The 22849-nt window shown below is 66.7% G+C and carries 25 protein-coding genes and 1 pseudogene; 12 read left to right on the plus strand and 14 right to left on the minus strand.

All coding sequences use genetic code 11. From position 1 onward, the window contains the following. Positions 1–49: 49 nt before the first annotated feature. Together AC0IXR_RS23180 and AC0IXR_RS23185 are read left to right on the plus strand one after the other, a co-directional pair. Entirely contained in the window at positions 50–1567 is a 1518-nt protein-coding gene (locus AC0IXR_RS23180; RefSeq protein ID WP_471762348.1) for an ATPase domain-containing protein, read from the plus strand. Continuing rightward, entirely contained in the window at positions 1564–3618 is a 2055-nt protein-coding gene (locus AC0IXR_RS23185; protein ID WP_419953014.1) for a PAS domain-containing hybrid sensor histidine kinase/response regulator, read from the plus strand. The genes AC0IXR_RS23180 and AC0IXR_RS23185 overlap by 4 nt, the downstream gene beginning before the upstream one ends. A 106-nt stretch (positions 3619–3724) precedes the next feature. Here AC0IXR_RS23185 and AC0IXR_RS23190 read toward each other — a convergent pair whose 3' ends face one another. Both AC0IXR_RS23190 and AC0IXR_RS23195 read right to left on the minus strand, forming a co-directional pair. After that, positions 3725–4618, minus strand: coding sequence for a hypothetical protein (locus AC0IXR_RS23190; protein WP_471762323.1), 894 nt, complete (start codon positions 4616–4618; stop codon positions 3725–3727). Between the two features lie 266 nt (positions 4619–4884). Further along, entirely contained in the window at positions 4885–5772 is an 888-nt protein-coding gene (locus tag AC0IXR_RS23195; protein WP_471762324.1) for an MBL fold metallo-hydrolase, read from the minus strand. 294 nt (positions 5773–6066) lie between these two features. On the opposite strand from AC0IXR_RS23195, the gene AC0IXR_RS23200 reads away from it, so the two are divergent. After that, on the plus strand, positions 6067–6426 hold the full coding sequence (locus AC0IXR_RS23200) for a hypothetical protein (RefSeq protein WP_056422068.1): 360 nt from the start codon (positions 6067–6069) through the stop codon (positions 6424–6426). Between the two features lie 103 nt (positions 6427–6529). Here AC0IXR_RS23200 and AC0IXR_RS23205 read toward each other — a convergent pair whose 3' ends face one another. Then, positions 6530–6802, minus strand: coding sequence for a hypothetical protein (locus tag AC0IXR_RS23205; RefSeq protein ID WP_207413372.1), 273 nt, complete (start codon positions 6800–6802; stop codon positions 6530–6532). A gap of 388 nt (positions 6803–7190) precedes the next feature. Here AC0IXR_RS23205 and AC0IXR_RS23210 point away from each other — a divergent pair, with 388 nt between their 5' ends. Continuing rightward, the gene (locus tag AC0IXR_RS23210; protein ID WP_471762325.1) at positions 7191–8156 is read left to right on the plus strand and encodes a calcium-binding protein; all 966 of its coding nucleotides are present in this window, start codon (positions 7191–7193) and stop codon (positions 8154–8156) included. A gap of 241 nt (positions 8157–8397) precedes the next feature. Then, entirely contained in the window at positions 8398–8634 is a 237-nt protein-coding gene (locus AC0IXR_RS23215) for a DUF6894 family protein (RefSeq protein ID WP_056422073.1), read from the plus strand. A gap of 85 nt (positions 8635–8719) precedes the next feature. On the opposite strand, the gene AC0IXR_RS23220 is transcribed toward AC0IXR_RS23215, so the two are convergent. After that, a complete protein-coding gene (locus AC0IXR_RS23220; RefSeq protein ID WP_056422077.1) occupies positions 8720–8944 on the minus strand; it encodes a hypothetical protein in 225 nt (74 codons plus the stop codon). A 296-nt stretch (positions 8945–9240) separates the two neighbouring features. Between AC0IXR_RS23220 and AC0IXR_RS23225 the strand changes: the two genes are divergently transcribed. Both AC0IXR_RS23225 and AC0IXR_RS23230 read left to right on the plus strand, forming a co-directional pair. Beyond that, positions 9241–9651 carry a DUF1236 domain-containing protein gene (locus tag AC0IXR_RS23225; protein ID WP_471762326.1) on the plus strand — a complete coding sequence of 137 codons (411 nt, stop codon included), beginning with the start codon at positions 9241–9243 and terminating at the stop codon, positions 9649–9651. A gap of 137 nt (positions 9652–9788) precedes the next feature. Then, complete coding sequence (locus AC0IXR_RS23230; protein ID WP_471762349.1) at positions 9789–11804, plus strand: hybrid sensor histidine kinase/response regulator; 2016 nt, start codon at positions 9789–9791, stop codon at positions 11802–11804. 34 nt (positions 11805–11838) lie between these two features. Here AC0IXR_RS23230 and AC0IXR_RS23235 read toward each other — a convergent pair whose 3' ends face one another. Then, on the minus strand, positions 11839–12105 hold the full coding sequence (locus AC0IXR_RS23235; protein ID WP_311275739.1) for a hypothetical protein: 267 nt from the start codon (positions 12103–12105) through the stop codon (positions 11839–11841). Between the two features lie 279 nt (positions 12106–12384). Continuing rightward, positions 12385–14007 carry a Na+/H+ antiporter gene (locus AC0IXR_RS23240; protein ID WP_471762328.1) on the minus strand — a complete coding sequence of 541 codons (1623 nt, stop codon included), beginning with the start codon at positions 14005–14007 and terminating at the stop codon, positions 12385–12387. Between AC0IXR_RS23240 and AC0IXR_RS23245 the strand changes: the two genes are divergently transcribed. Beyond that, positions 14006–14164 carry a hypothetical protein gene (locus AC0IXR_RS23245; protein WP_471762329.1) on the plus strand — a complete coding sequence of 53 codons (159 nt, stop codon included), beginning with the start codon at positions 14006–14008 and terminating at the stop codon, positions 14162–14164. The genes AC0IXR_RS23240 and AC0IXR_RS23245 overlap by 2 nt on opposite strands. A 14-nt stretch (positions 14165–14178) precedes the next feature. Then, positions 14179–14406, plus strand: a pseudogene (locus tag AC0IXR_RS23250) (IS1595 family transposase); the annotation flags it as partial. Positions 14407–14832: 426 nt separating this feature from the next. Here AC0IXR_RS23250 and AC0IXR_RS23255 read toward each other — a convergent pair. The 4 genes from AC0IXR_RS23255 to AC0IXR_RS23270 all read right to left on the minus strand — a co-directional run bounded on the left by AC0IXR_RS23255 (position 14833) and on the right by AC0IXR_RS23270 (position 16425). After that, entirely contained in the window at positions 14833–14991 is a 159-nt protein-coding gene (locus AC0IXR_RS23255; RefSeq protein ID WP_471762330.1) for a hypothetical protein, read from the minus strand. Between the two features lie 11 nt (positions 14992–15002). Next, the gene (locus tag AC0IXR_RS23260; protein WP_471762331.1) at positions 15003–15206 is read right to left on the minus strand and encodes a hypothetical protein; all 204 of its coding nucleotides are present in this window, start codon (positions 15204–15206) and stop codon (positions 15003–15005) included. 414 nt (positions 15207–15620) lie between these two features. Further along, the gene (locus AC0IXR_RS23265; protein WP_471762332.1) at positions 15621–15968 is read right to left on the minus strand and encodes a hypothetical protein; all 348 of its coding nucleotides are present in this window, start codon (positions 15966–15968) and stop codon (positions 15621–15623) included. A 10-nt stretch (positions 15969–15978) separates the two neighbouring features. Beyond that, positions 15979–16425, minus strand: coding sequence for a transposase (locus tag AC0IXR_RS23270; RefSeq protein WP_471762333.1), 447 nt, complete (start codon positions 16423–16425; stop codon positions 15979–15981). Positions 16426–16748: 323 nt separating this feature from the next. Between AC0IXR_RS23270 and AC0IXR_RS23275 the strand changes: the two genes are divergently transcribed. Both AC0IXR_RS23275 and AC0IXR_RS23280 read left to right on the plus strand, forming a co-directional pair. Further along, positions 16749–17888 (plus strand): HPP family protein, encoded by a 1140-nt coding sequence (locus AC0IXR_RS23275; RefSeq protein WP_471762334.1) that lies wholly within the window; start codon positions 16749–16751, stop codon positions 17886–17888. Between the two features lie 17 nt (positions 17889–17905). Further along, positions 17906–18070, plus strand: a complete 165-nt coding sequence (locus AC0IXR_RS23280; protein ID WP_461222146.1) for a hypothetical protein — start codon at positions 17906–17908, stop codon at positions 18068–18070. Positions 18071–18075: 5 nt separating this feature from the next. Here the strand turns inward: AC0IXR_RS23280 and AC0IXR_RS23285 are convergent, their stop codons facing one another. The 3 genes from AC0IXR_RS23285 to AC0IXR_RS23295 form a co-directional block, all read right to left on the minus strand. Continuing rightward, positions 18076–18717, minus strand: coding sequence for an HD domain-containing protein (locus AC0IXR_RS23285; RefSeq protein WP_471762335.1), 642 nt, complete (start codon positions 18715–18717; stop codon positions 18076–18078). Between the two features lie 307 nt (positions 18718–19024). Then, positions 19025–19531: a hypothetical protein gene (locus tag AC0IXR_RS23290; RefSeq protein WP_207414051.1), complete on the minus strand. Its 507-nt coding sequence runs from the start codon at positions 19529–19531 to the stop codon at positions 19025–19027. Further along, positions 19531–21624: a M48 family metalloprotease gene (locus tag AC0IXR_RS23295; RefSeq protein ID WP_471762350.1), complete on the minus strand. Its 2094-nt coding sequence runs from the start codon at positions 21622–21624 to the stop codon at positions 19531–19533. Before AC0IXR_RS23295 ends, AC0IXR_RS23290 begins: the two co-directional genes overlap by 1 nt. A gap of 324 nt (positions 21625–21948) precedes the next feature. Between AC0IXR_RS23295 and AC0IXR_RS23300 the strand changes: the two genes are divergently transcribed. Beyond that, positions 21949–22212, plus strand: a complete 264-nt coding sequence (locus AC0IXR_RS23300; RefSeq protein WP_156467622.1) for a hypothetical protein — start codon at positions 21949–21951, stop codon at positions 22210–22212. A gap of 19 nt (positions 22213–22231) precedes the next feature. On the opposite strand, the gene AC0IXR_RS23305 is transcribed toward AC0IXR_RS23300, so the two are convergent. Next, the gene (locus AC0IXR_RS23305) at positions 22232–22504 is read right to left on the minus strand and encodes a hypothetical protein (RefSeq protein ID WP_156467623.1); all 273 of its coding nucleotides are present in this window, start codon (positions 22502–22504) and stop codon (positions 22232–22234) included. Positions 22505–22849 lie beyond the last annotated feature (345 nt).

The raw sequence follows: 22849 nt of genomic DNA on the forward strand, positions 1-22849 counted from the left end.
CCCCTCGATGGGCGGCCGCCCGATGCGCCTCTCCCGCATCATGGTGACCATGCCAGACGACAGTCAGCCTACCGCCCCGACCGGCTCCCGCAACGCGCTCTCCACCGGCATATCCGGGCTCGACGACGTCCTCGCCGGCGGTCTCACCCGTGACCGGCTCTACCTCGTCGAGGGCAGGCCCGGCACCGGCAAGACGACCCTGTCGCTGCAGTTCCTCCTCGAAGGCGTCGCCCGGGGCGAGAAGGGCCTCTACGTCACGCTGTCGGAAAGTGCCGACGAGCTCCGGGCCGGTGCGGCGTCCCACGGCTGGTCCCTGGATGGCATCGACGTCTACGAACTCGTCAGCGAACTCGGCCTCGACCCCGACAGCGAGCAGTCGATCCTGCACCCGTCGGATGTGGAGCTCGGCGAGACCGTGCGCGAGGTCATGGAACGCGTCGACGCGCTGCAGCCGGCCCGGATCGTGTTCGACAGCCTGTCCGAGCTCCGGCTCCTGGCCCAGAACCCCTTGCGCTACCGGCGTCAGATCCTTGCCCTGAAGCAGTTCTTCGCGTCGCGCGGCTGCACGGTTCTGCTGCTCGACGACAACACGGCGGACGTCCAGCTCCACAGCATCGCCCATGGCGTCATCGTCGTGGAGCAGATCGAGCGCGAGTTCGGGTCGGAGCGTCGGCGCATCCGCGTCGTCAAGATGCGCGGCGTCAAGGTCCGTGGCGGCTTCCACGACCTCGTGCTCCGCACCGGCGGCCTTACCGTGTTCCCGCGCCTCGTCGCGGCCGAGCACGCGGACGAGTTCGACCCGGGCACCACCTCGACCGGTTTGGTGGAGCTCGACCTGCTTCTCGGGGGCGGCCTCGTGCCGGGCACCAACACGCTGCTGATGGGGCCGTCCGGCGCCGGCAAGACCACCACCGCCATCCGCTGCATGCTCACCGCCCTGGAGGGCGGATCGCGCGCGACCTACTTCCTGTTCGACGAGGGCAGGGCGACCCTGCTCGCCCGGTCCGCGCTCCTCGGCATGGATCTGCGTCCCCATATCGCGAGCGGCGCGCTCGACCTGATGCAGATCGACCCGGCCGAGATCTCGCCGGGCGAGTTCACCTGCCGGGTGCGCGAGGCCGTCGAGGCGCAGGGATCGTCCTTCGTGGCCATCGACAGCCTCAACGCCTACGTCCACGCCATGCCGGGCGAGCAATATCTCGTCCTGCAGATGCACGAGCTCCTGAGCTACCTCAACCAGAAGGGCGCCACGACCGTCCTCGTGCTGGGCCAGCACGGGGTCATCGGCGAGGTCCGCACCGACGTCGACCTGAGCTATCTCAGCGACGGCATCGTGCTGTTCCGGTATTTCGAGGCCCAAGGCGCAGTCCGGACCGCGATCTCCGTAGTGAAGAGCCGGGTCAACGCACACGAGCGCACCATCCGGGAATTGCGGATCTCCCCGACCGGCCTGCAGGTCGGCGAGGCCTTGAGCGACTTCCAGGGCGTGCTCACCGGGCTGCCGGCCTATGGCGGCAAGGTCGCGATGCTGGACGGCAATGCCGAGACGTCCGGACCCGCCGCGTGACGCCATCGTCGGAGATCGAGGAGCGGGTGCTGATCCTGGCGCCGCGCGGGCGCGACGCCGGGGTCGTCCAGCAGCTGCTCGCCAAATCGGGCACGCCGGCCGCCATCTGTGCGGATGCGCCGGCATTGATCGCCGGCCTGCGCGCGGGCGCGGCCGCGGCCCTCGTCACCGAGGAGGCCCTGGCCGAGGCCGATACGGCCGCCCTCGACGCCTGGGTCGAGACCCAGCCGCCCTGGTCGGACTTCCCGTTCATCATGCTGGCGACCCGACAGGTCGGTCGCCGTCCCGCGCGTGCGGCCGCGATCATCGAGCGGCTCGGCAACGTCGTGCTGCTGGAACGGCCCATCAACGCCGAGACTCTGGCGAGCGCCGTCGCGTCGGCGCTTCGGGGCCGGCGCCGGCAATATCAGGCCCGCGGCCACATCCTGGAGCGGGAACAGGCGCAGGAGCGCCTCCGGCACGCCAACGAGACGCTGGAATGCCGGGTCGCCGAGCGCACCCGCGAAGTCGATGCGGCGCGCGAGACCCTCCTGTTCGCCCTCGATTCCGCCGGCATGGGCTCCTGGGACCTGGACCTCGTCCACGACACCTCCCGGCGTTCGAGACGCCACGACGCCATCTTCGGCTACGACGAGCCTCTGCCCTCCTGGGGATGGGCGGACTTCCTCCATCACGTCGTCCCGGAGGACCATTCCATCGTCGCGGCGGCCTTCGCGCAGGCGGTCGAGACCGGAAACCTCGACATGGAATGCCGGATCCGGCGTCCGGACGGCGCGATCCGATGGATCGCCGCGAGGGGCCGCGCCGAATACGGTCGCGAGGGAAATCCCGTCCGCCTCGCCGGCATCGTCATGGACCGCACCGACCAGCGGGCGACCGAGGACGCCTTGCGCCAGGCCCAGAAGATGGAGGCCATCGGGCAATTGACCGGCGGGGTGGCGCACGATTTCAACAACCTGCTCACCGTCATCGTCGGCGGCCTCGACATGGTGATCCGCAAGCCGGAGAACACCGAGCGGGTGGTGCGCCTGGCCGAGGCCGCGATGAACGCGGCGCGCCGGGGCGAGCAGCTCACCCAGCAGCTTCTGGCCTTCTCGCGGCGGCAGATGCTGCGACCCCAGACCCTCAACCCGAACCGCCTGCTCCTCGACTTCCGGCCCCTGGCCCAGCGCGCGGCCGGCGGCGCCATCGAGATGACGTTCGATCTCGACCCGGCGCTCGATCCGATCCGCATCGACCCCGCCCAGTTCGAGGCCGCGGTGCTGAACCTCGTCGTCAACGCCCGCGACGCGATGGAGGGCAGCGACCGCGCGGCCCGCATCGACGTACGCAGCCGCAACGTCCGCCTCGACACCGCCGCCGTCGCCGACAAAGGCGTGCCCCCCGGCGACTACGTCGAGGTCTCGGTCGCCGACACCGGCAGCGGCATCCCGCCCCAGACCCTGGCCCGGGTGTTCGAACCGTTCTTCACCACGAAGGAGGTGGGCAAGGGCACCGGTCTCGGGCTCTCCCAGGTCTATGGTTTCACCCGCAGCGCCGGCGGTTACGTCGCCATCGAATCCACCGTCGGGGCCGGAACCACGTTCCGACTTCTCATCCCGCGGTCCTCGGACCCGGTCGGCGAGGAAGCGGGGACGGGCTCCGGCACCGCGCTCCCGCTCAAGCGGGCGGGGGACGGCGACACCGTCCTGCTCGTCGAGGATGACGAGCAGGTCCTCGGCATGGCGGTCGAGAGCCTGGAGGAACTGCGCTACCGGGTGATCGTCGCGCGCAACGCCGCCGAAGCGCTGGAGCATCTCAGAGGGGTCGAGCGCATCGACATCCTGTTCTCGGACGTGGTGATGCCGGGCGGCATGAACGGTTCGCAGTTGGCGGTCGAGGCGCAGCGCCTGCGACCGGGCCTGAAGGTGCTCCTCACCTCCGGCTACGTCGCCAACCTCGACGAGGGACAGATCATCGGCAAGGGCGAACTCACCGTCCTGAACAAGCCGTACCGCCGCGATGAACTCGCCCGCTCCCTGCGCCTGGTCCTGACGGGCGGAACCGGCTGATCCAGCCGGGCCAGGGTCATTCCGGCGATCCGAGAGGCGGTTCGTTGACGAGCGCGCGCGACGAACCGGCGACCGTACGGCCATCACCAGGGCGCGGGACCGCCCCCTAGAACTCCATGCCCAGCTTCACCCGAAGGGCATGGCGTTCGAACTGGTTCAGACCCAATCCCCGGTTAGCGAGGGCCTTGTCGGTGTCCCGGCCCCAGACCTGACCGGCATAGGCGACGGTGATCCAGGCCTTTTCGGTGAAGCGGTGATGCAGGGCGGGGCCGAGGGTCAGAGCTTCGCTCTGCAGCCCGTTCAGGAAAATTCCCTCATAGCTGAGCAGATAGCGCAGTTCCGGTCCGAGATAGGTCTTGTCCGCGACCTCCCCGACGAGGGCGTTCGACCACAGGAATGTCGAGGAGCGGTATCCCTCCCCGGAGCCGCGCTGGCGTCCGGCGGCCGGATCGAAGCTGATGTTTGTGCCATACCAGAGCTTGTTCGGCACGATCTGCCAATCGACGTGCACGACATTCTCGAAGTCGAAGATGTCGGCTCCGCGCCCCTCGATGGGCAGAACGCGGGCAAAACGCGGCCGCGATTCCAGGGCCAGGCCGAAGGGCTGCTCGGGCGTGCTTTTGACGAGCTGATACTTGAACTCCACCGAGACGCCGTCGAAATTGCCCGCGTTCCTATCGTCGAGATCGAGGATGTTGCGAACGCGATGGTGGTCGCCGAAGAGCCCGACCTGGACGCTGAAACCGTCGACGAGATCGATCTGATAGCTGAGCTTCGTGCCGACCGCGTCATAGGATGACGGACCCGGTCCGGCCCGCCGCTTGCCGATACGGGTGACGGTGTCGAGCACCACCTCCTGTTCGCCCTTCTTGCCCACATCGGCCCCTTCGGTGAAGCCGAACAGATGTTCGGTGTCCACCTCCTCGGCAGAGGCTGTGTCGACGAGCGAGGGCTGCGCCAGCAAACAGGCCGCCAGCAGGCAATAGATTGAAAGTCGCATGATGATGTCTTGGCAACTCAACGCTGCATGAGCCGAATGGGCTCGGCCGTTAGACCATGCCGAGCCGGTCCATGACTGCGATTGTTCTGCCACAGGACGCGCGAAAAGACGCTTCTGGTCCGGTCGAATGCTTTTTCGAGGGAATAAGACGTGGGGATTCGTCGTGCCGGCCCGGTCCTCCCTGATCGCGCGGGCACGACCGCCCAAGCAGCATGGGGCCGAGCCCGCATCGCCGATCCGTCACCCGACGCGGCCACGCAGGCGCGTCAGGGTTCCTTGTAGGCTGATCCGTCCTCGGCTCGGGCCGGCTCATCGACATACATTCCTTGCCTCGGCATCGCGACCGCATCGAAACGATCCGCCAGCAGATGAAGCGCCTCGCGAAGGGCCGGCCCTTCCAGCGGGCGCCCATGGCCCGTGATCGCCCGCTCCGGCTCGAGAGCCGCGAGAATCGCCACCGAACGGCCCGCCGCCTCCCAATCGGTGGTGAGATACATCGGCGGACCGTGGATCTCGGGCTCCTGGACGATGACCGCGTAGGCCGATTCCTGAGCGGTCGTCACGAAGGCGTCGCCCGCGATCAGCGTGCGATCCGCCTCCCGCCAGAGGGCGACCTGACCCACCGAATGGCCCGGCACGTGAATCCAGCGCCAGCCCGGCATGGAGGGCACCGAACCGTCTTCCGGCAGGTCCCGGAGATGGGCGGACACGTCGACCGGCGCGAGCGGATAGAGGGGCGAGAGCCGGGCCATCAGGCCGCCGCCGACGGAGGGGTCCGGCGGCGGGTAGGCGGCGGACCCATCGAGATACGGACGTTCGAGCGGATGGGCCCAGACCGGCACGTCCCATTCGCGAGCCAAGTCTTCCACGACTCCGACATGGTCGAAATGGCCATGGGTCAACACGATGGCCGCCGGACGGGCATTCGGGCCGAAGCGTTGCCCCGCCACTTTCCGGATCGCGGATTTAGACCCCATGATCCCGGCATCGATCAGCGTCCAGCCACGGTCGCCCGCTCCCGGCGGACCATGGAAGATCACATTCACGATGGCATGGCGCTGGTAGACGAGATCCTCCGTGATGGTGTGGGTACCGTCCGCACCCAGAGGCGTTTCGATCTGCGCAGTCGCGTCGACGGGAACCTGTTGCGCCATGGGGCACCTCGTAAAAGGGTTTGCATCGCTGCCCGGTCGATAGGCCAATCGATCCCGCGGATGCCGGTTCCCCTAGAGCTGCGCCCGACCACGTTGGGTCGGGTGCAACTCTAGGCCTTTGTTTTGCCGCGCTCTTTTTCGCCGAACCGGCATCCCCTTCGGCGGTGAGCGCTCTAGGGCACCGGCAGCGCCTCCCACTCGACCACGGCATAGTCGACCGGGGCAGAAGTGCTTGGCGCATGTAGGGGGACGGCGGATAATGGGTTAAACATCTGAGGGGGGAGAACATTTGTCATGAACGAGAGCCCGGACCCGTCCGCCAACGCCACGGATCCCATCGGTCGGTTGTCCGAAGTCTCGCGGCTCGCCAGTCTTCTGGCCGACCGCGTCCTCAGCGCACAGATCGCCAGTCAACCCATTCCCAAAGCGCATATTCACGCCCTGCTCGATGCCGCCATCATCCTCGAAAAATACGAACGGGACTTGCCGCCGCTGCTGGAGCAGATGATCGGCAAGCTCGAGGACGAGGATTCGGCAAAACCGGTGGCCGACCGCGAAGACGAGGAGGCCGTGCCTGAACCCGCCGAAGGCGAGGAGGCGGACGCCAAGCGCCTGGCCTGGCTGTTCCGCCCCTTCAAGGGGACCAAGGGCTGATGCCAAGCTCGGTGATGGTGGCCCGACCGGCGACCGGTCGCCTCAGCGCCGATCCCCGATACGCGGCCTGAAAGACCGTGGAGGGAGTGGGCGTCGCCGGTTCTCAGCGGCCGCCCTGACCCCCACCGGCACTGCCATTCGGAATGGCCTGCTCCGGTCGGCTCGCATTGCCGCCCGCGGCGGAATTGGTCGTCACGGTATCGGCCCCCGTCGCCCCATAGGAGATGACGCGATCGCGGCTGTTGCCGGTCGTGTTCGGCTGGTTCTGGATCACCACGCCACGTTCCCCGTTGGGAGACATCAACCCCTGTGCGAAAGCGGGCATGACCGACAATGCGAGCGCTCCCGCGCTCACGACGATGCGTAGGCTATTCATCGAACGTCCTTGTTTTCCGAGAGTGACGCATCAATCCGGTTCGACGGCGAATGTTCCTGCGGTGAAGATCCGTCCGAACAGAATAACCGTAAGTCACGCTCCCCGGATGCGTGCCATCGTCCCAAGGTGAAATACGTAGAGCGCATCATCGAAGTCTATGCGGGATGAATTGTCGCAGGCATTCGAATGGCGCGAAGCGATGTGCTCCCAGACAGGTCGAATTCCCAATATTTCTTTATACTATGAGAAAAATGGAAGTTAAATATCCATCCATACTGCAAAGCATGTTGCGGCGCCGCAAACAATTGTTTCCATGATGAGCAATGGACGATCTTTCAGCTACCTCTATAAAAACCCTGCGATCACGCATGAAGCGGAGGCAAACGCCATGGCTAAGCTGAACGGTACTCTTGGAAGTGATGTTCTGAATGGTACGGATGATGAAGATATCATCCTTGGTCTCTCAGGCGACGATGTCATCAATGGTAATGGCGGGTTCGATCGCATCGACGGCCAGGACGGCAACGACCGGATCACGGGCGGTGACGGTATCGACTACATAGCCGGTGGCCTCGGCAACGACGTGATCAGAGGAAACGCCGGTAACGACCAGATCATCGGAGAAGACGGCAACGATATCCTGTATGGTATCTTCGGTGACGATTACATCGCCGGCAATGCGGGTGACGACTACATAAGCGGCGGCTCCGGCAATGATTTCCTTGTCGGAGAGCTGGGGCGAGACACCGTTCTCGGAGGCAGCGGCGACGATTTCGTCACCGGCGGCGCTGACGTCGACCGTCTCGACGGGGGCGAGGGCGATGATCTGGTCGACGGTGACGCCGGCAACGACATTCTGTACGGTCGCGACGGCTCCGACGTCCTGTTCGGCGATGCCGGCAACGACAAGCTGTTCGGTGGCACCGGCAGGGACGAGCTCCTCGGTGGCGCCGGCCTCGATCAGCTCGAAGGCGGTGCGGGCCGTGACGTGCTCGCGGGCGGTCAGGTCAGGGATATCCTGACGGGTGGCGGCGGCGACGACACCTTCGTCTTCGATACGGGACTGGGCTCGACGAATGTCGATCGGATCACCGATTTCACCCACGACCTGGATACGATCAGCCTGTCGCAGGAGATCTTCGAGGCGCTGGCCCCCGGCGAACTCACCGAGTCTGCGTTCAAGGACATCGGTACGGCGGGTTCGACCGTCGATGGGGACGACCGGGTTCTCTACGACAGCAACACCGGCGCCCTTTACTACGATTCCGATGGCAGCGGCAGCCAGGCCCAACAGCAATTCGCCACGCTGGAGAACCTCGCCACGCTCACCCACACGGATGTGCATGTCGTGTGATCGGCATACGAGCGTCCGTCCACGGCCGGCCGCTTTCGTGATGTGAGACTTGTGACATGACGCTTGGCCTCGGTGAGCCCGCCTCATCGAGGCCTGTCCGCGCGAGACGGGAGGATTTTCGAGAGGCGCGTGCCCGAATCCCGACATTCGCATCCGGTGCGGCGACGCAAAAGCATCGGACTGGAGGAAGCTATGTCTTCTTTCATACAGCAACTTGGGCTAGAGCCTGCCGTTGACTGGTATGCCTCGTTTTTACCTCAACATTCGCGACGGCGACGATCTCATCGAAGATCAGGAGGGGAGCGTTCTCGTCGATGTCGATGCGGCTCGCCTGGAAGCGCTGGCATCAGCACGGGACATCCTCGCCGAACTCGTCCGGGCCGGGCGGCTCGTGGACGGGCAGTGCTTCGAGATCATGGACGATTCGGGTGAACTGCGCGCCGTCGTGCCGTTCAAGGAGGCCCTGAAGCTGGATTAGCGGCCCTCCCCCGGTGTCCGGTCATCGAGATTGTCGGTCGCCCTACGGGATCGGGGACATCTCCCGCCCGGCGACGGAAATGCGGTCACTCGGTCGGCAGGAACTGCTCGATGAAGCGCAGACCATCCCAGAGTTCGAGGGCGTGCCCGTCCACGAGCCTTTGCGTGTGCTGGATGGCGTCGTCGTCGCTATCGACGGAGATCCGTCTCACGTCGAGGATCGTTCCCTCCTTGGACAGGACGAGCACCCGGTAGGCCGGTCGTGGCTGTGTTCCCACGATCGTGGCTGGAGGCTGGGGCGGATCGGACATCAGGGGTCATCACGGCACAGGGGACCTGATGCCTTTCGAAAGCACACGAGGCCTGTCCGGCAATAACCTAAGTTTTTTTCCGACCTTTCGTCCGGTCTCGTACCATCCGGCGGAACGGGGCTGCGCGAGGGGGACCGCGTCGAGACACGATGAGGTCGTGATCCGACGACGCAGGGCGTCTCGCACGCGAACCCATGCCGACAGTGGATTATGTTAACCATCCATCGGCAAGGAAGGAGAGCGCGGTTCGGAAGTGCTCTTTCCCGTTCGGCCCATCAGAGACGGAAGCGAAACCGATGCGGATGCGTGTTGCGGTGGGTGTGCTCGCGGCGTTGAGCGTTGGGACGGCCGCCCATGCGCAGGGCCTCGCCCGAGGGGCGCAGGATGGCGCGGAGCGCGGCGGAAACATCGCCGGGCCGCTGGGCGCGGCCGTCGGCAGCGTCATCGGAGGGGCCGTCGGGACCGCGAACGACATTCTGGGGATCGACCGCCGTGAGCGGTTCCGCATCTATACGCGCGGCGAAAGGCGTTCCTCCTTCGCGTATCGCGGCAAGGTCCATGTCGGCACCGTGCTGCCCGAGAACGGCGTCGTCTATTACGACGTGCCCCCGGAATTCGCCCTGAAAGGGTACAATTACACGATCGTCAACGATCTCCCCGTCCTGGTCGAGCCGGGCACCCGCCGCATCGTCGAAGTGATCGACTGAGCGCCGATCCTCCCCTGCCGGGGCCGATGTGACGGCCGTCATGCCATGAGCTGCGTCCGTAATGCGACGCAGCCGACATCGCGTTCGGTATCCCGTATGGTGGGCCCATGCCCGATGATTCAATCCATCACTCTGCAATGCCCGAGCAAGTGCTGAAGGCCTCGCAAGCAAGCAATGCATCGATTGTAGGTGACGACCGGTATCGTCTACTGGTTGAGAGCATCGTCGACTACGCCATCTACATGCTCGACATTGAGGGTCGGGTGTCGAGCTGGAATCGCGGCGCCCAGCGCTTCAAGGGCTATACCGACGCGGAGATCATCGGCGAGCATTTCTCGCGGTTCTACACCGACGACGACCGGGCCACCGATCTTCCCGGCCGCGCGCTGAAGATCGCCGCGACCGAGGGGCGATTCGAGCAGGAGGGATGGCGCGTCCGCAAGGACGGAAGCCTGATGTGGGCCCATGTCCTCATCGACCCGATCCGCGATGAGGACGGCGCCCTCCTCGGCTATGCCAAGGTCACCCGCGACCTCACCGAGCGGCATGCCGCCCAGGCCGCGCTCAGGCAGAGCGAGCAGCATTTCCGCCTGCTCGTCCAGGGTGTGCACGATTACGCCATCTACATGCTCGATCCGCAGGGTAAGGTGACGAGCTGGAACCGTGGCGCGCAGCGGTTCAAGGGCTATGCGGACGATGAGATCATCGGCGAGCATTTCTCGCGGTTCTATACCGACGAGGATCGCGCCTCGGACCTGCCCGGCCACGCCCTGCGGACGGCCGCGAAGGAAGGTCGTTTCGAAGCGGAAGGCTGGCGCGTCCGGAAGGACGGCACGCGCTTCTGGGCGCATGTCGTCATCGATCCGATCCGGGGCGAGCACGACCAACTGATCGGTTTCGCCAAGATCACCCGGGACGTCACGGAGCGGCGAAACGCCGAACAGACCCTCGAAGAGACCCGCGCGCGCTTCGTCCAGTCACAGAAGATGGAGGCGATCGGCCAGCTCACCGGCGGCGTCGCCCATGATTTCAACAACCTGCTGGCGGTCGTCCTGGGCAATCTGCACCTCGCCCGCAAGCGTCTGCCGCCGGATGGCAAGCTCCTGCGACTGGTGGACAATTCCATTCAGGCGGCCGAGCGCGGGGCGACGCTGACCCGGCGCATGCTCGCCTTCGCGCGCCAGCAGACTTTGGAGACCGGCCCCGTCGACGTGCCGGCTCTCGTGCGCGGCATGGCCGAGCTGCTGCAGAGCTCCATCGGCTCCGTCGTCCGGGTCGACACGCAGTTTCCCCTGCAGCTGCCCCTCGCTTGCGCCGATGCCAACCAGCTGGAGCTGGCCCTGCTCAATCTGAGCGTCAACGCCCGCGATGCCATGCCGGAGGGGGGGCGGATCACCATTTCGGCCCGCGAGGCACAGATCGGCCCCCACGAGATTCCGGGACTCGCGCCCGGCCGCTATGTCTGTCTTTCGGTCGCCGATACCGGCGAAGGCATGGATGAGCGGACCCTGGCGCGCGCCGCCGAGCCGTTCTTCACCACCAAGGGCGTCGGCAAGGGCACCGGGCTCGGCCTCTCCATGATCCATGGGTTCGCCGAGCAATCCGGCGGGCGGCTGATCCTCACGAGCGTTCCGGGCCAGGGCACCGTCGCGGAGCTGTGGCTGCCCGTGGCCCAGGCCGGCGGCCCGGACAAGAGAGCGCCCGAACACGGGCTTCCCCTGCCGAAGACGAGGCCGTTGCGGGTGCTGGTCGTCGACGACGACCCGCTCGTCCTCATGAACACGGCGGCCATGCTGGAAGATCTCGGTCATGGGGTGCAGGAGGCGGTGTCGGGCCCGCAGGCCCTGCACGTCCTCGGCAGCGCCGAACCGTTCGATCTCGTGGTGACCGACCAGTTGATGCCCGGCATGAACGGCCTGCAGCTCATCGCGGCGATCGAGGCGGCGTATCCGGGATTGCCGGTCATCCTCGCCAGCGGCTACGCCGAACCGACGGAGCACGCGCAGACCGATCTCGTGCGCCTGACCAAGCCGTTCGACCAGGCGGATCTCGCGCGCGCCATCCTGACGCGATTGCAGGCCGATCTTCAGGTCCCGGCGTTCCAGCCGGTCAGTGCCAGGACGGGCGACGATTCCGGCTCACCCGCCCATTGAGCGGGGACCCTATCGTCGCCCCCTCGTCCACCGATCAGCAGCGGTTTCCGCCGGAGGTCTGGCCGTATTGCTGGACCGGGAAGTTCTGCTGATTGGCGTTGCCTTCGGCGGCGGAGCTCATCGGGCAGGTGGCCGGGTTGCGCGAAAAGAGATCGTCGCGAGACTGGATCGAACCTGTCGTCTCGACATCGTAAGGCGAGACCGTCGTGTAACGGGAAGGACTATCGTAGGCCATTGCCGACGAGATCGGGGCCACGCCAAGAACAAGGGCGGTGGCGATGGCGGCAATACGGGACTTCATGAGGATTGCTTGGCTCCTATAAGCTGCAGACCTGAGAGGGTGTCTGCTTGTTGCTGTTGGAAACCAATATGGGGTGTCCTCGCGATCTTCGACGTGCCGGCCCGCACGCGCGATCGCGGATTATAAGATGCGCCGCCGGATCTCGCATTCCCGCGCGTCTCCCGGACCGAGGCGCGACTGGAGCGCTCTCCGCCGAAGTGGATGCCGGTTCGGCGAGAAAGAGCGCGGCAAAACAAAGGCCTGGAGATGTGCCCCGACCCAATGGGGTCGGGCGCAGCTCTAGGCGACGAGCCGCGCCTCGATCAGGTCGATCTCCCGGACGAGCCGGCGCAGAAGAACGTCGTCGATGGCTTGCGAACGGCGCAGGCGGTAGAGCGCCTGGCGCTCGGCATCGATGCCCGCGAGGCGCAGGCGCTTCTCGGTGAGCGCCAGTTGCTTCACACGGCTGACATCCTTGCGGGGCGTCTCCGTCGGCGATTCCAGACCTTCGTAGCGATCCATGGCGCGGGCGCCGGCTTCCACCGCGATGGAGGCATCCTCCTGCTCCTCCACGAGGCGATGCTGCAGGGCCTCGATCGCCTTCACGGCGTCGTCGCGCGCGGCGGCGCGGGCCGCATCCTCCTCGGAATCGTGGCTGGGCTCGGGTGGGAGGCGAAGGCCGCGCAGGAGGGGCGGCAGGATCGTGCTCGCGACGAGCAGGGAGGTGAGGATCACCCCCATCGCCAGCAGGATGGAGAGGTCGCGCGCGGGGAACGGCGTGCCGTCCGCCAGGGTGAGCGGCAGGGTCAGGATCCCCGCCAGCGTGATCGCGCCCTTCACGCCCGCGAGGGTGGTCGCGGCCACGAGGCGCAGGGTCGGCGCCTCTCGCCGGTCGCCGTTCCGGCGCGCCTTCATCAGCACGAACTGGAGCGAGACCCAGACCCAGACGAAGCGGATGGCCATCAGACCGGCGGTGATGGCCAGGATCCAGGCGACGAGCCAGCCCGCGCCCTCCACGTCGGACTGTTTGGCGGCCTCCCGCAGGACCGCCGGCAGCTGCTCGCCGAGCAGGACGAAGATCGAGCCGTTGGCCGCGAGGGCGACCGTGTCCCAGACGGCGGTGCGCCGGACGCGCGTGGCCCCCAGGCTGCGCCCCTGGATCTCCACATAGGTCATGGCGATGCCGGCCGCGACGGCGGCGAGGATGCCGGAGGCGTGGACATGCTCGGCGGCCAGATAGGCGCCGAAGGGCGTGAGCAGGCTGAACAGGATCTGCAGGCCGGGGTCCTCCCCCGTGCGCCGGCGCAGGAGGTCCTGCGCGCCCATGAGGAAGAAGGTGGTCGCGGCGCCGATGCCGAGTCCGCCCAGCGCGAGCCAGACGAAGGTCGTCGCGGCCTGGGGCAGCGAGAAGGTGCCCGTGAGGGCGGCGGCGATGGCGAAGCGCAGGCAGACGAGGCCGGTGGCGTCGTTGAGAAGGGCCTCGCCTTCGAGGATGTGCATGAGACGCCGCGGCACCGGGGCCTGCGCCGCCACGGACGAGACCGCGATGGGATCGGTCGGGGACAGCACGGCCGCGAGGGCGAAGGCCACCGCGAGGGGAATGCCCGGGATCATGACGTGGATCAGCGTTCCGATGCCGAGCACGGTCAGGACCACGAGGCCGAGCGCGAGGGCCAGCACGGTCTTGCCGTCCCGGAACAGGTCGCGCTTCGGAATGCGCCAGCCGTCCAGGAACAGGAGCGGCGGCAGGAAGACCAGGAAGAAGATTTCGGGGTCGAGCGACGTGCTCGGCAGCGGACCCAGGGCCAGGGCCACGCCGATGGCGATCTGGATCAGCGGCAACGGCAGCGGCAGCAGGCGGCCGAGGGCGCCGCTGACGAGAACGGACAGCAGCAGGGCCAGGACGACGGTAACGCTTTCCATGCGCCTCTTTCATGGTGGAGCCGGTGGCGGTGTCGATGCCTCGGCGGTGTGGCGTCATAGGGGCGCGATGGCGCGTCGTGGCCATTACCGCCTGCGAGGCATCGTAGGGCGCAGCGGCGCCAACCTCCTCGAATTACCCGCATCGGCGATGGCATGACAGGGATCGTTGTCACGGTCTTCGTCCTGGCGCACGAGCGGCGCGGGTCGCTTCCGGCTGAGACGGCTGGCCTTGGCCTCGACAGCAAGGTCGAGATCGACGGCGCGCATTTCGGCGGCTCGGTTCGCCCTGAGAACCGCAAGGAGGATCACAAGGATCGCCGCCTCAAGGCCAACCAGAGCCCAGAGCGCCTGGTCGTCATCATCCTGCGCCAGCGCAAGGGCCACACCCTGATGTTCGTCACAAAGCCGTCCTTATGGAGCAAACGCACCAGGGGGCATCGCCAGACCTCAGTCAGAGTTCGGCCTTGGATCCGGCATTTTGCGGAGGATTTCCTTTGTTTCGTTTAGGAGCGCTCGGCTCTTCACGATCTCGGCTTTCATCTCCTCTACCAGACGAGCCGAATGACGGAGGGTCTCAGCTTTTGGCGAACGGCCCTGGCCCCTAACTATCCTAATAACGTTTGACATTAACTTGCCATAACGAAGTAAAAGCAAGGGTACGCCGTACCACTGCTAAATTGCATGGGTAAAATTCGAGGCTGAGATTGTGCGTCAGCCTTCCGTGCCCTGCATTTACTTGCGTTGCAGTCCCCGAGATTTCCCGAGGGCCAAACAGAAACGGCGGCACCTGAGATGCCGCCGTGCAGGAATCCGGTAGACGACCGCCTACCTCTGCTTCTGGCCCTTGGTCTGATCCTGCCCCAACGCACTAGCTGCGAGGGTCTTGGACTGCACAAGGGTCGGCTTGAGGTTTCCTGAAAGCACCTTGGAGGCCAGAGTGGAGACTTTCGAGAAAGTCTGCCGGGGCGGGGGTGATTTTGCCATTTGGCGCCCCCTTAGCCTTCGGAGCGGCGGACCGCTTTCGCATAGCTGCCGAGATGCAGACGGCCGAACTTAACGTCCGCGATCCGCCCCTGATTGACGTCGTACTCCGCAGCGATGCGGCTATACATTTCGCCATTCATAAGACGGAGATGGACCTGTACGGCCTCCTCAAACGTGAGGCGGTGGCAAGGGGGTTGGTGTCGTGCCTTGGCCATGTGTGGCCTCCTATTGGAGACCCCGATCAACTTGACATGCCATCAGGCACGCATAAAATGCGCGTGTTACCAAACGACAGCCGCAAGTCTTTCGGAGCCTGTGCGGTTGAGACAAAAGCCGGGGGTGCAAGCCCGGTTTTTGTCGTTTTTGGGCAGAACTTTACCACCCAGGCAGTAGTGTCGCTTCGGTTGGTCTCCGAGTCAATGCTCGGCTTCTAGATAGCCTCGATTTTGCGCTACGTTGGCCACAGGCGGGCATTAACCTAATTCGGGCGCCAAACCTCGTGATATAAATTTATACCGCTGTATGGGCCGGACAAACGTCGAACTATGATTCGAGCCCCTCCAAACCTGCCTGTCTCGCTAATACCTAAGCGACCGCACACGCCCCCGTTTGTGAGCCTTGCTCATCACCTAGATGAGCTTGTGGGTGACACCCTGGCCTAGGATCGGGTCAATCGTATCCCACCCCTTCGACGGGACGACGTAAGCCCCTAGCTCGCGCGTCGTCATCGGCCCGCCCTTCTCCGTCAGCGCCTTGGTAGCGAGCGCGAAGAGTTCGCCCGCGCTGAACATGCGCGAGAGGTTCACATGGGCGGGGAACTGCTGAACCTCTCCGTTCGCCTCGAACAACCGCAGGACCGCGCTAACGTGGAGGAGGTCGGCCCGCGCCTCCGTCAGCTTCCCTTCAAGGCACGCGATGGCGTCCTGCAACTCCGCCTGCTTGGTACGGAGTTGGATGATGGTGACCGACTCGGCCATTAGGCTGCCTTCACGGTACGGCGGCGCTGCCAGTAGCCGCAGAAGGCACAGGACTTCGGCGAGACGAGCGCGAGACGGATGGTGCGAGCGAAGGCGATGTGTTCGGATCGCGGCGGTGATCCTCCTTCCAAGCAGCCTCGGTGGCGTACTGGTGAAGGTAGCGGGTGGTGCCGAAGTAGTGCTGGCCCGACACCATGCGGCGCAGGCGGGCGAAGAAGCTCTCGGCTTGGTTCGTTTCGGCACCGTTAGCCGAACAGGCCTCAGAGTGGTTGATGCGGCCAGCGTCGGGGAACGAGGCCTCTAGCTCGGCATAGTAAGCTGCCTCATCGGCGTAAATCTTGGAGCCGTTGGCGACGTGCTGTTCGGCCAGAGCGACGCCCTCGGCCTCACACTTTATGACGAACGTACTCGCGCAGCCCACAGGCGTTCGGCCATCGCAAGCGATCGCATTCGCCATCACCTTGGTGCGTTTGCTTCATAAGGCCGCAAAGGTGCCCGCCTACTCGGAAGACCCGCATCCGCGATCACATGACAGTGATCGATGTGACGGTCTTCGGCGTGCGCAGGGTGAAGAGAGGCCGAAATCGTGAGCCACCCAAAGCGAAAGCGGGCCGCGCTCCGCATTCGACTCCCGATCTGCCTCACCAGCAGGCAGAATGCCTATCGAGATTGCAAATCTCGACGCGGCCTGTAAAACTCTCCCTGGTATACCAGGCTCGTGAGCCCGCGATGGCGGCGCTGATCGGCAGGGTGGGTGGTCGCACGGGGGAGAACGAGAGGATGTCCAACATCGCCGGTCCTGGGCGTCGTCTCGGCGGCCTGCTCGGATCTCGCCTGTTTCGGCCGATCCTGGCGGGGGCGACGCTGCGCGAGCGTCTCATCGCCTGCCTCGGTGCTCTCGTGGGCATCGCGCTGACCGGCCTCGTCAGCGGCTGGATCGTCGGAGAGGGGCCGCACATTCCCCTGATCGTCGCCCCGATGGGAGCGACCGCGGTGCTCCTCTTCGCCGTGCCGGCGAGCCCGCTCGCCCAGCCCTGGCCGATCATCGGCGGCAACACGATCTCGGCCCTGATCGGTGTCACGGCGGCCTATTTCATCCCCAACCCCGTGCTGGCCATCGGCGTCGGCGTCTCGCTCGCCATCGCGGCGATGTCGTTCACGCGCTGCCTGCATCCGCCGGGCGGTGCCGCCGCCCTGACGGCCCTCATCGGCGGGCCGGCCATCGCGTCGTCCGGCTTCCTGTTTCCCTTCGTCCCGGTCTGCCTGAACTCCCTCATCCTGGTCGGCCTCGGCATCGCCTTCCATCGGCTGTCGGGACGGCAATATCCGCATGTTCCGCAGGCGGCGCCCGTCAACGTCCATGGAACAGCCGATCTGCCACCTCCGCTCCGCGTCGGCTTCAATGCCCGCGACGTCGACGCGGCGCTCGAGTCCTTGAACGAAACCCTCGACATCGACCGGACCGATCTGGATCGGTTGCTCCGCGAGGTCGAGAGCCAAGCCATGGCCCGCGCCCATGGGGAGCTCGACTGCGGCACGGTCATGTCGCGGGACGTGGTCACGATCGGCGTGAACGATTCCGTCGCGAAGGCGCGCGACTTGCTGCTCAAGCACAACATCCGGACCTTGCCCGTGGTCGACGGCGCGGGCCGGCTCGCCGGTACGCTGGGCCTGCGCGAGCTGGCCTTGCGGGGCGACGGGGCCATCGCGCAGGTCATGTCCGAGGCCAGGACCGCTAGGGCGGACGAGCCGGTGCTCTCGCTGGTGGAGCCGCTGAGCAACGGGCGCACGCATGCGGTGGTGGTCACCGCCGAGGACCGCAGCATCCTCGGCATCGTCACCCAGACCGACCTCGTCGCGGTCCTCACGCGCCTGGTCTCGAACAAGGCCTTCGCAGTGCCCACGCCGCACGCGGCGTGATCTATAGGTCGGAGAGCATGGCCCGGTTGTTGCGTGGAGAGGGTGTTTCCCCCTCACCGTACCAGCACGGGTTCGGGCCGATGCACGACACGCCGCTTCTTCTCCACCTCCTCTACGTGATCCTCATGGCGTCGAGCATGATGATCACGTGGCAGGTCCACCGGCTTCTCGGCCGCGCCTGAGCGAGTCACCCTCCGGCCCGAAGCGCCGCCGCCTCGTCGGCGAGGTTGGCACGGGCGGCACTCTCCAGACGGTCGTGAAAATGCCCGGTCTGGTAGAGACGGGGCCGGTCGAGAAACCGATCGAGCACGCCCGCGCGACCGATCCTCCAGGCCGCGTCGGGAACCATCGCGTATTCCCGCCGGACCGCCGTCGCATAGGCCTCGTAGATCGCCCGTGGAGCGCCGAGCACCGCGAGGTCGAGATCGAGCATCAACCGCGTTCCCGGGTCCTCGCTGGGTCCATGCGCGGCGGTCGCCCGGATCATCGCGACGGCCGAGCGAATGCAGTCCCGGCCGAGGCCGGACCCCGAGCAGGTGACGAGCAGGTCGGCGCTCCGCGCCTCGTTGTCGGAGCGGGCCGGATCGTAGACGGCGTCGTGGAAATAGATGGCGAGATCGATGGCGTCGGCGTCGAGCCCCGAAACTTCGGGCAGCCCCCGCACGGCATCGTGCCCCGCGAGCAGAGCCCTGACATGGGGCCAGCCATGGTAATGCCGCGTCGCCTCGCCGTAGCCGGCATCGAGCGCCCGCCATGCGGCCTCTGCGCCGGCCCCTCCCACCGCCCGTGTCCAGACTCCGTCGAAACGTTGGCGCAGGCTTTGGTCCATGCGGAACCTCGGTTCGGAAAGCGGGGGCGATGGGGGCGTGAGGTCCGTGGCCCACCTGTGTGACTGGAACGCGGCGCGGTTTGCCATGATCGTCGCAACGCCGCGCCGATCCGCCATGGTCGCGCCACGCCCAGGGTGGCTCAAGAGCTTGCCGGATCACGCGTTTTCCCGCGCTCGGGTGGCTGCCGCCCCCTCGCGCGTGGCGCCATCCGTCGCGACGACGAAACACGCCGAAGGCCCGCCGCGTGGCGGTGGGAAACGGGGTCGCGTCCGACCGAAATCCTGGCTCGCGCGACCGGCCCCGCCGTCAAAGGCCCCCCGAGGCCGCCCGCCGGTTGCGGACCATGCCGGCGATCGCCAGCACGATGATCGCCGCGATGGCACCGGTGATCGCCAGGAAAGTCAGGGTGCGATTCCACAACCGGTCGAGGCCGAGATCGGTGGTGACGAGGTCGGGCCGGGCCGGATCGGCCATCACCCGGATGCTGTAATCGCCCACATGAAAGCCACTGAACACGTAGTTCACCCGTCGCGCGACGGCTCCGGTCGAGGTGCGCAGGTTCAGCGTCGCGTCGCAGATATGGAGCACGATCTTGGCGCTGCACTTGCCGTCCGTCACCCGCGCGTCGGCGACGGGATGGGCCGTCTCGCGGACCTGCCAATCCGAGAGCAGCGGCGGCGCCGTGTAGACGAGGCAGGCGGCCAGAAGACCCGCCAACGCCACGAGGCCGAACAGCGTCCAGAAGATATTGCCCCAGCCCTGACTCGGAGGGGGAAGGCGCAAGGAGGCCGGGCTTTTCGCAGGGGCAGTCATCAAAGCGAGCCTCGTCTGGCATCGTGTATGGGAGGGGCCGGAGACGAGCCAGCCTCCGCGAGGATGCGGCGCGCCTCGGCCGCGTGCCGGTAGCGGCCGATCAGGTCGGCGAAGTCCTCCAGCTTCATCTTTCGCGGAAGACCGGCCCTGATCGTGACGATGCGGCGCTTGGGGTCGAGGCGGATCTTCCGGCCCCCCGGCACCCTCTGCGGAAAGAGCGCCTCCGGCGGCAGCAACAGGCGCGTGACGATTCCCGTCTGCTGCAGCGTCATGTCGAGATCGGCCATGTCGTCCCACGGAATGGCCCGGTCCAGGCCGGGGATCATCAGCGCTTCTGGCCGCAGGATCATCGTGGTCCGCTCGCCCCGCCACAGCCGGAACAGGCCGAAGGCCCCGAGCATAGCCCCGCAGGCAAGGGAGACCGCCGCCACGAGGCGCGCCTCCCAGGCCGACAATCCCGGGAAGCCGAGGGTCACCAGGGCGAGAGCGAAAGTGGCGAAGAGCAGGCCGGTGACCGCGAGGACGATGGCGCCGGGCCGGCTGTTCTCCCGCAGGATCCGCTCTTCGGTGTCGATCGCCGCCGCCGCCGCTTCGAGATGCGCCCGCACGGCCGCGTCATGCTCTTCCACCGCCCCGCGAAAATCCGCCGTGGCCGCCAGGCACAGACCGGCGGGGTCGGCGAAATAGGCGGCGAGCTGGCCCAGCGCGTGCGGCGGCGGCACGATGGCAGACGCGGCCAAGAGTTCGGCATCCAGCGTCCTGCCGAGGGCGGCGATGCGCTCGCGGGTCGGCGGATGGGTGTCGGTGGGGTGGGGCTGCTCGGCCTCCAGATGCGCGGCCGGGTCGTCGAGCCCGCGCGCGATCACGTGATCGAGGATGGCGGCCACGAGATCGGCGGGGGCCGATCCGGGCGTCTCGGCGGCGGCATCGAGCATTTCCGCGATGCGCGGCTGAACCGCGCCGGTGCGGAGCAGCGCCCGCGCGGCGGCATCCGCCGAGGTCGGCCCGGCGCCGGCGGCGTCGGCGGCGAATTCCCGCGCCCGGCTCCAGTGCCGCACGGCGAGATGGAAGCGCTCCATCACGAAGGCGCCGAGGCGTAAGGACGGGGTCAGCAGCCCGAAGGATCCGGCATGCCCCTCAGCCACCGCGTCGAGGGAGCGCCCGACCCCGGCATAGATTGGCAGGAAGCGCTGGCTGTAGGCGGTGTCGCCCCCGGCGTAATGGGCGAGTTCGTGGCCGATGATCGCCGCCACCTCGTCGCCGCGCATCAGGGCGAGATAGGGCAGCGGGAGATAGAGGATGCGGCCCGTCAGCCGCTCACCGCCCGGCTCCACCACGGCCGGCCCGGCGCTGACGAAGAAGCCCCCGGTGAGGCCCACCACCACGGCCTCGGGCTTGAGTGCTCCGAGCCGTTCGGCGAGCCCCTCGGTGAGACGCCACAGGCCTGGCGCCTCCGCTGGCGAGACGGTCCGGCCGAGGATCGGCAGCGGGTCGGGCTCGAACGCGGCGAGGGCCCGGTGCAGACCGAGAACGGTCGCACCGGCCGTGATGAGCACGGCGCCGATAGCTACGGCGGCGACCAGCAGCAGCTTGATCTCTCCGCTGCCGAGGCCGGGTCGGGCGAGCATACCGGCCTCGACGATCACGGCGACAACGACCCCTCCGGCGGTGAGGAGGACCTGGACCGCGAGGATGGGAGGCAAGAGTCGTCGCACCAGGGAGAAGCCGACGACCAGCACGTCCCGCGAGCCCCGGCCCATCCATCCCAGGACGGCGCCGGCGAGCAGGACGAGGATCGACAGAGCGGCCGCGATGGCACCGGCCGCGACGACGAACGGCGGCAGGCTCCTGCGCCAATCCATCAGCATGGTCAGGGTGGTGGCCTCGTCGCGGGCCGCGCGGGCCTGAACCAGGGCGAGGGGGCCGCCATAGACTTGGCCGTTGCGGCGGAACTGCATGCGGAAATCGATGCGGCCGTCCTGTGGCTGGCGCGCCTCAAGGTCTTCGACGACCCGTATCAGCTGCAGGCGTTCGGCATCGAGTTCGGCCCAATCGGCGGCGGCGCGCTCCTGTTCCCAGAGGCCGAGGAGCATGATGGCCAGGGGCAGCAGGACGGTGGCGGCCACGAGGCCAGCGAGAGAGCGTAGCCGCGACGGGGCGCGCGTGATCGTTGCGTCGGCGATGCCTGCCTCCCAGGATGCGTTCTAGCGCAAACGGGCATGCAGATAGGCCACTTCCTAGGAAAAATCACCCGTCAGGCTGCGGACACGATCCGGGCGCCTCTGGCATGTCGATGCGGAGGGCGGCGTGGATCGTGTCCGGGGCGGGTTGCTCCATCAGCATTCGCCAGGGATTCCAGCGCAGGAACGCTGCGGAAGCGCCAGGGTGGCCCCTGGGATGAGGTATGAAACTTCATTATGTGCCGCTCCGTATGGGGGCGGATGAATCTCGACGTCTTCCCAGGTTTCTCTACCCCGGCCCTCGCCTCCACAGAGGCCGATCTCATCGCCGCGGATGCTGAGTGGATCGCCGAATTGGCAAGCGTGTTCGGCTCCGACAGGATCGACGAGATGGCGGCTCAGCGCGCGGGCCGGGGCGAGGAGGGAAGTCGCCTCCGGCATCTCTACGACGCCCGTGAGAGCGCCTTGGCGGCATGGCGCGCCGCGCGTGGTATGGATTAGCCGCGCCGGCTCAGCCGGGTCAGAAACGGGGACTGGCCGTCATTCCCAATGCTGCACCCGACCCCGCAAGGCTGACGCCCTTCTTCGACACACGGTGTCCGTCGCCGTAGGTGGGAGGCGTGTAGCCCTGTCGGGATTGCCGGTGGATCGCGTCGCCGAGGTCGCCGGCGACCTGTCGCAGGGTGGTTGCTTGGCAGGATGCCGCGACCTGCGTCGCGAGTTCACGGGTATGGCTCCGGCCATAGAGGAAGGCGGCGAGGCGCGCCCGGGTCCTCTCGGGAATGCCCGCCACCAAATCGGGGATGGCGTCCGCGTGAGCGCGGTATATCTTCCCAAGCTGATCGCCTGAGACAGGGCAATCGTCGTTAAAATCTTCGATGCCGATCGAACGGGCCTGGAACACTCGGGTACCTGCAAGTTGGGTTGCCCCGACACTGCGATGCCGTGGTTAATGAATGGTGCTCACGCCCTCCGATCGGTGAGAAGTCATTAACAGACAGTGGGGCGGCAAATCTTCACAGGCCGCGTCTCAATCGATCCCGTCGTCTCGGGCTCGCCCCTGAGCGTGGCGTGATTGCCCGGCTGAGGCGCGGTCTTCGGGATCTTCATGAGCTGGAAGGCGCAGACGCAACAGAGG

The organism is Methylobacterium sp. AC832, assembly GCF_979256025.1.

Coding starts and splice junctions, on each gene's coding strand:
- AC0IXR_RS23260 (WP_471762331.1), bottom strand. CDS start 15,206: ATGGCCAAGGCACGACACCAACCCCCTTGCCACCGCCTCACGTTTGAG.
- AC0IXR_RS23300 (WP_156467622.1), top strand. CDS start 21,949: ATGTGCCGCTCCGTATGGGGGCGGATGAATCTCGACGTCTTCCCAGGT.
- AC0IXR_RS23200 (WP_056422068.1), top strand. CDS start 6,067: ATGAACGAGAGCCCGGACCCGTCCGCCAACGCCACGGATCCCATCGGT.
- AC0IXR_RS23195 (WP_471762324.1), bottom strand. CDS start 5,772: ATGGCGCAACAGGTTCCCGTCGACGCGACTGCGCAGATCGAAACGCCT.
- AC0IXR_RS23235 (WP_311275739.1), bottom strand. CDS start 12,105: ATGAAGTCCCGTATTGCCGCCATCGCCACCGCCCTTGTTCTTGGCGTG.
- AC0IXR_RS23265 (WP_471762332.1), bottom strand. CDS start 15,968: ATGGCCGAGTCGGTCACCATCATCCAACTCCGTACCAAGCAGGCGGAG.
- AC0IXR_RS23270 (WP_471762333.1), bottom strand. CDS start 16,425: ATGGCGAATGCGATCGCTTGCGATGGCCGAACGCCTGTGGGCTGCGCG.
- AC0IXR_RS23220 (WP_056422077.1), bottom strand. CDS start 8,944: ATGTCCGATCCGCCCCAGCCTCCAGCCACGATCGTGGGAACACAGCCA.
- AC0IXR_RS23295 (WP_471762350.1), bottom strand. CDS start 21,624: ATGCTCCTCGGCCTCTGGGAACAGGAGCGCGCCGCCGCCGATTGGGCC.
- AC0IXR_RS23205 (WP_207413372.1), bottom strand. CDS start 6,802: ATGAATAGCCTACGCATCGTCGTGAGCGCGGGAGCGCTCGCATTGTCG.
- AC0IXR_RS23275 (WP_471762334.1), top strand. CDS start 16,749: ATGTCCAACATCGCCGGTCCTGGGCGTCGTCTCGGCGGCCTGCTCGGA.
- AC0IXR_RS23285 (WP_471762335.1), bottom strand. CDS start 18,717: ATGGACCAAAGCCTGCGCCAACGTTTCGACGGAGTCTGGACACGGGCG.
- AC0IXR_RS23290 (WP_207414051.1), bottom strand. CDS start 19,531: ATGACTGCCCCTGCGAAAAGCCCGGCCTCCTTGCGCCTTCCCCCTCCG.
- AC0IXR_RS23210 (WP_471762325.1), top strand. CDS start 7,191: ATGGCTAAGCTGAACGGTACTCTTGGAAGTGATGTTCTGAATGGTACG.
- AC0IXR_RS23215 (WP_056422073.1), top strand. CDS start 8,398: ATGCCTCGTTTTTACCTCAACATTCGCGACGGCGACGATCTCATCGAA.
- AC0IXR_RS23180 (WP_471762348.1), top strand. CDS start 50: ATGCCAGACGACAGTCAGCCTACCGCCCCGACCGGCTCCCGCAACGCG.
- AC0IXR_RS23240 (WP_471762328.1), bottom strand. CDS start 14,007: ATGGAAAGCGTTACCGTCGTCCTGGCCCTGCTGCTGTCCGTTCTCGTC.
- AC0IXR_RS23255 (WP_471762330.1), bottom strand. CDS start 14,991: ATGGCAAAATCACCCCCGCCCCGGCAGACTTTCTCGAAAGTCTCCACT.
- AC0IXR_RS23190 (WP_471762323.1), bottom strand. CDS start 4,618: ATGCGACTTTCAATCTATTGCCTGCTGGCGGCCTGTTTGCTGGCGCAG.
- AC0IXR_RS23245 (WP_471762329.1), top strand. CDS start 14,006: ATGCGCCTCTTTCATGGTGGAGCCGGTGGCGGTGTCGATGCCTCGGCG.
- AC0IXR_RS23225 (WP_471762326.1), top strand. CDS start 9,241: ATGCGGATGCGTGTTGCGGTGGGTGTGCTCGCGGCGTTGAGCGTTGGG.
- AC0IXR_RS23230 (WP_471762349.1), top strand. CDS start 9,789: ATGCCCGAGCAAGTGCTGAAGGCCTCGCAAGCAAGCAATGCATCGATT.
- AC0IXR_RS23280 (WP_461222146.1), top strand. CDS start 17,906: ATGGCCCGGTTGTTGCGTGGAGAGGGTGTTTCCCCCTCACCGTACCAG.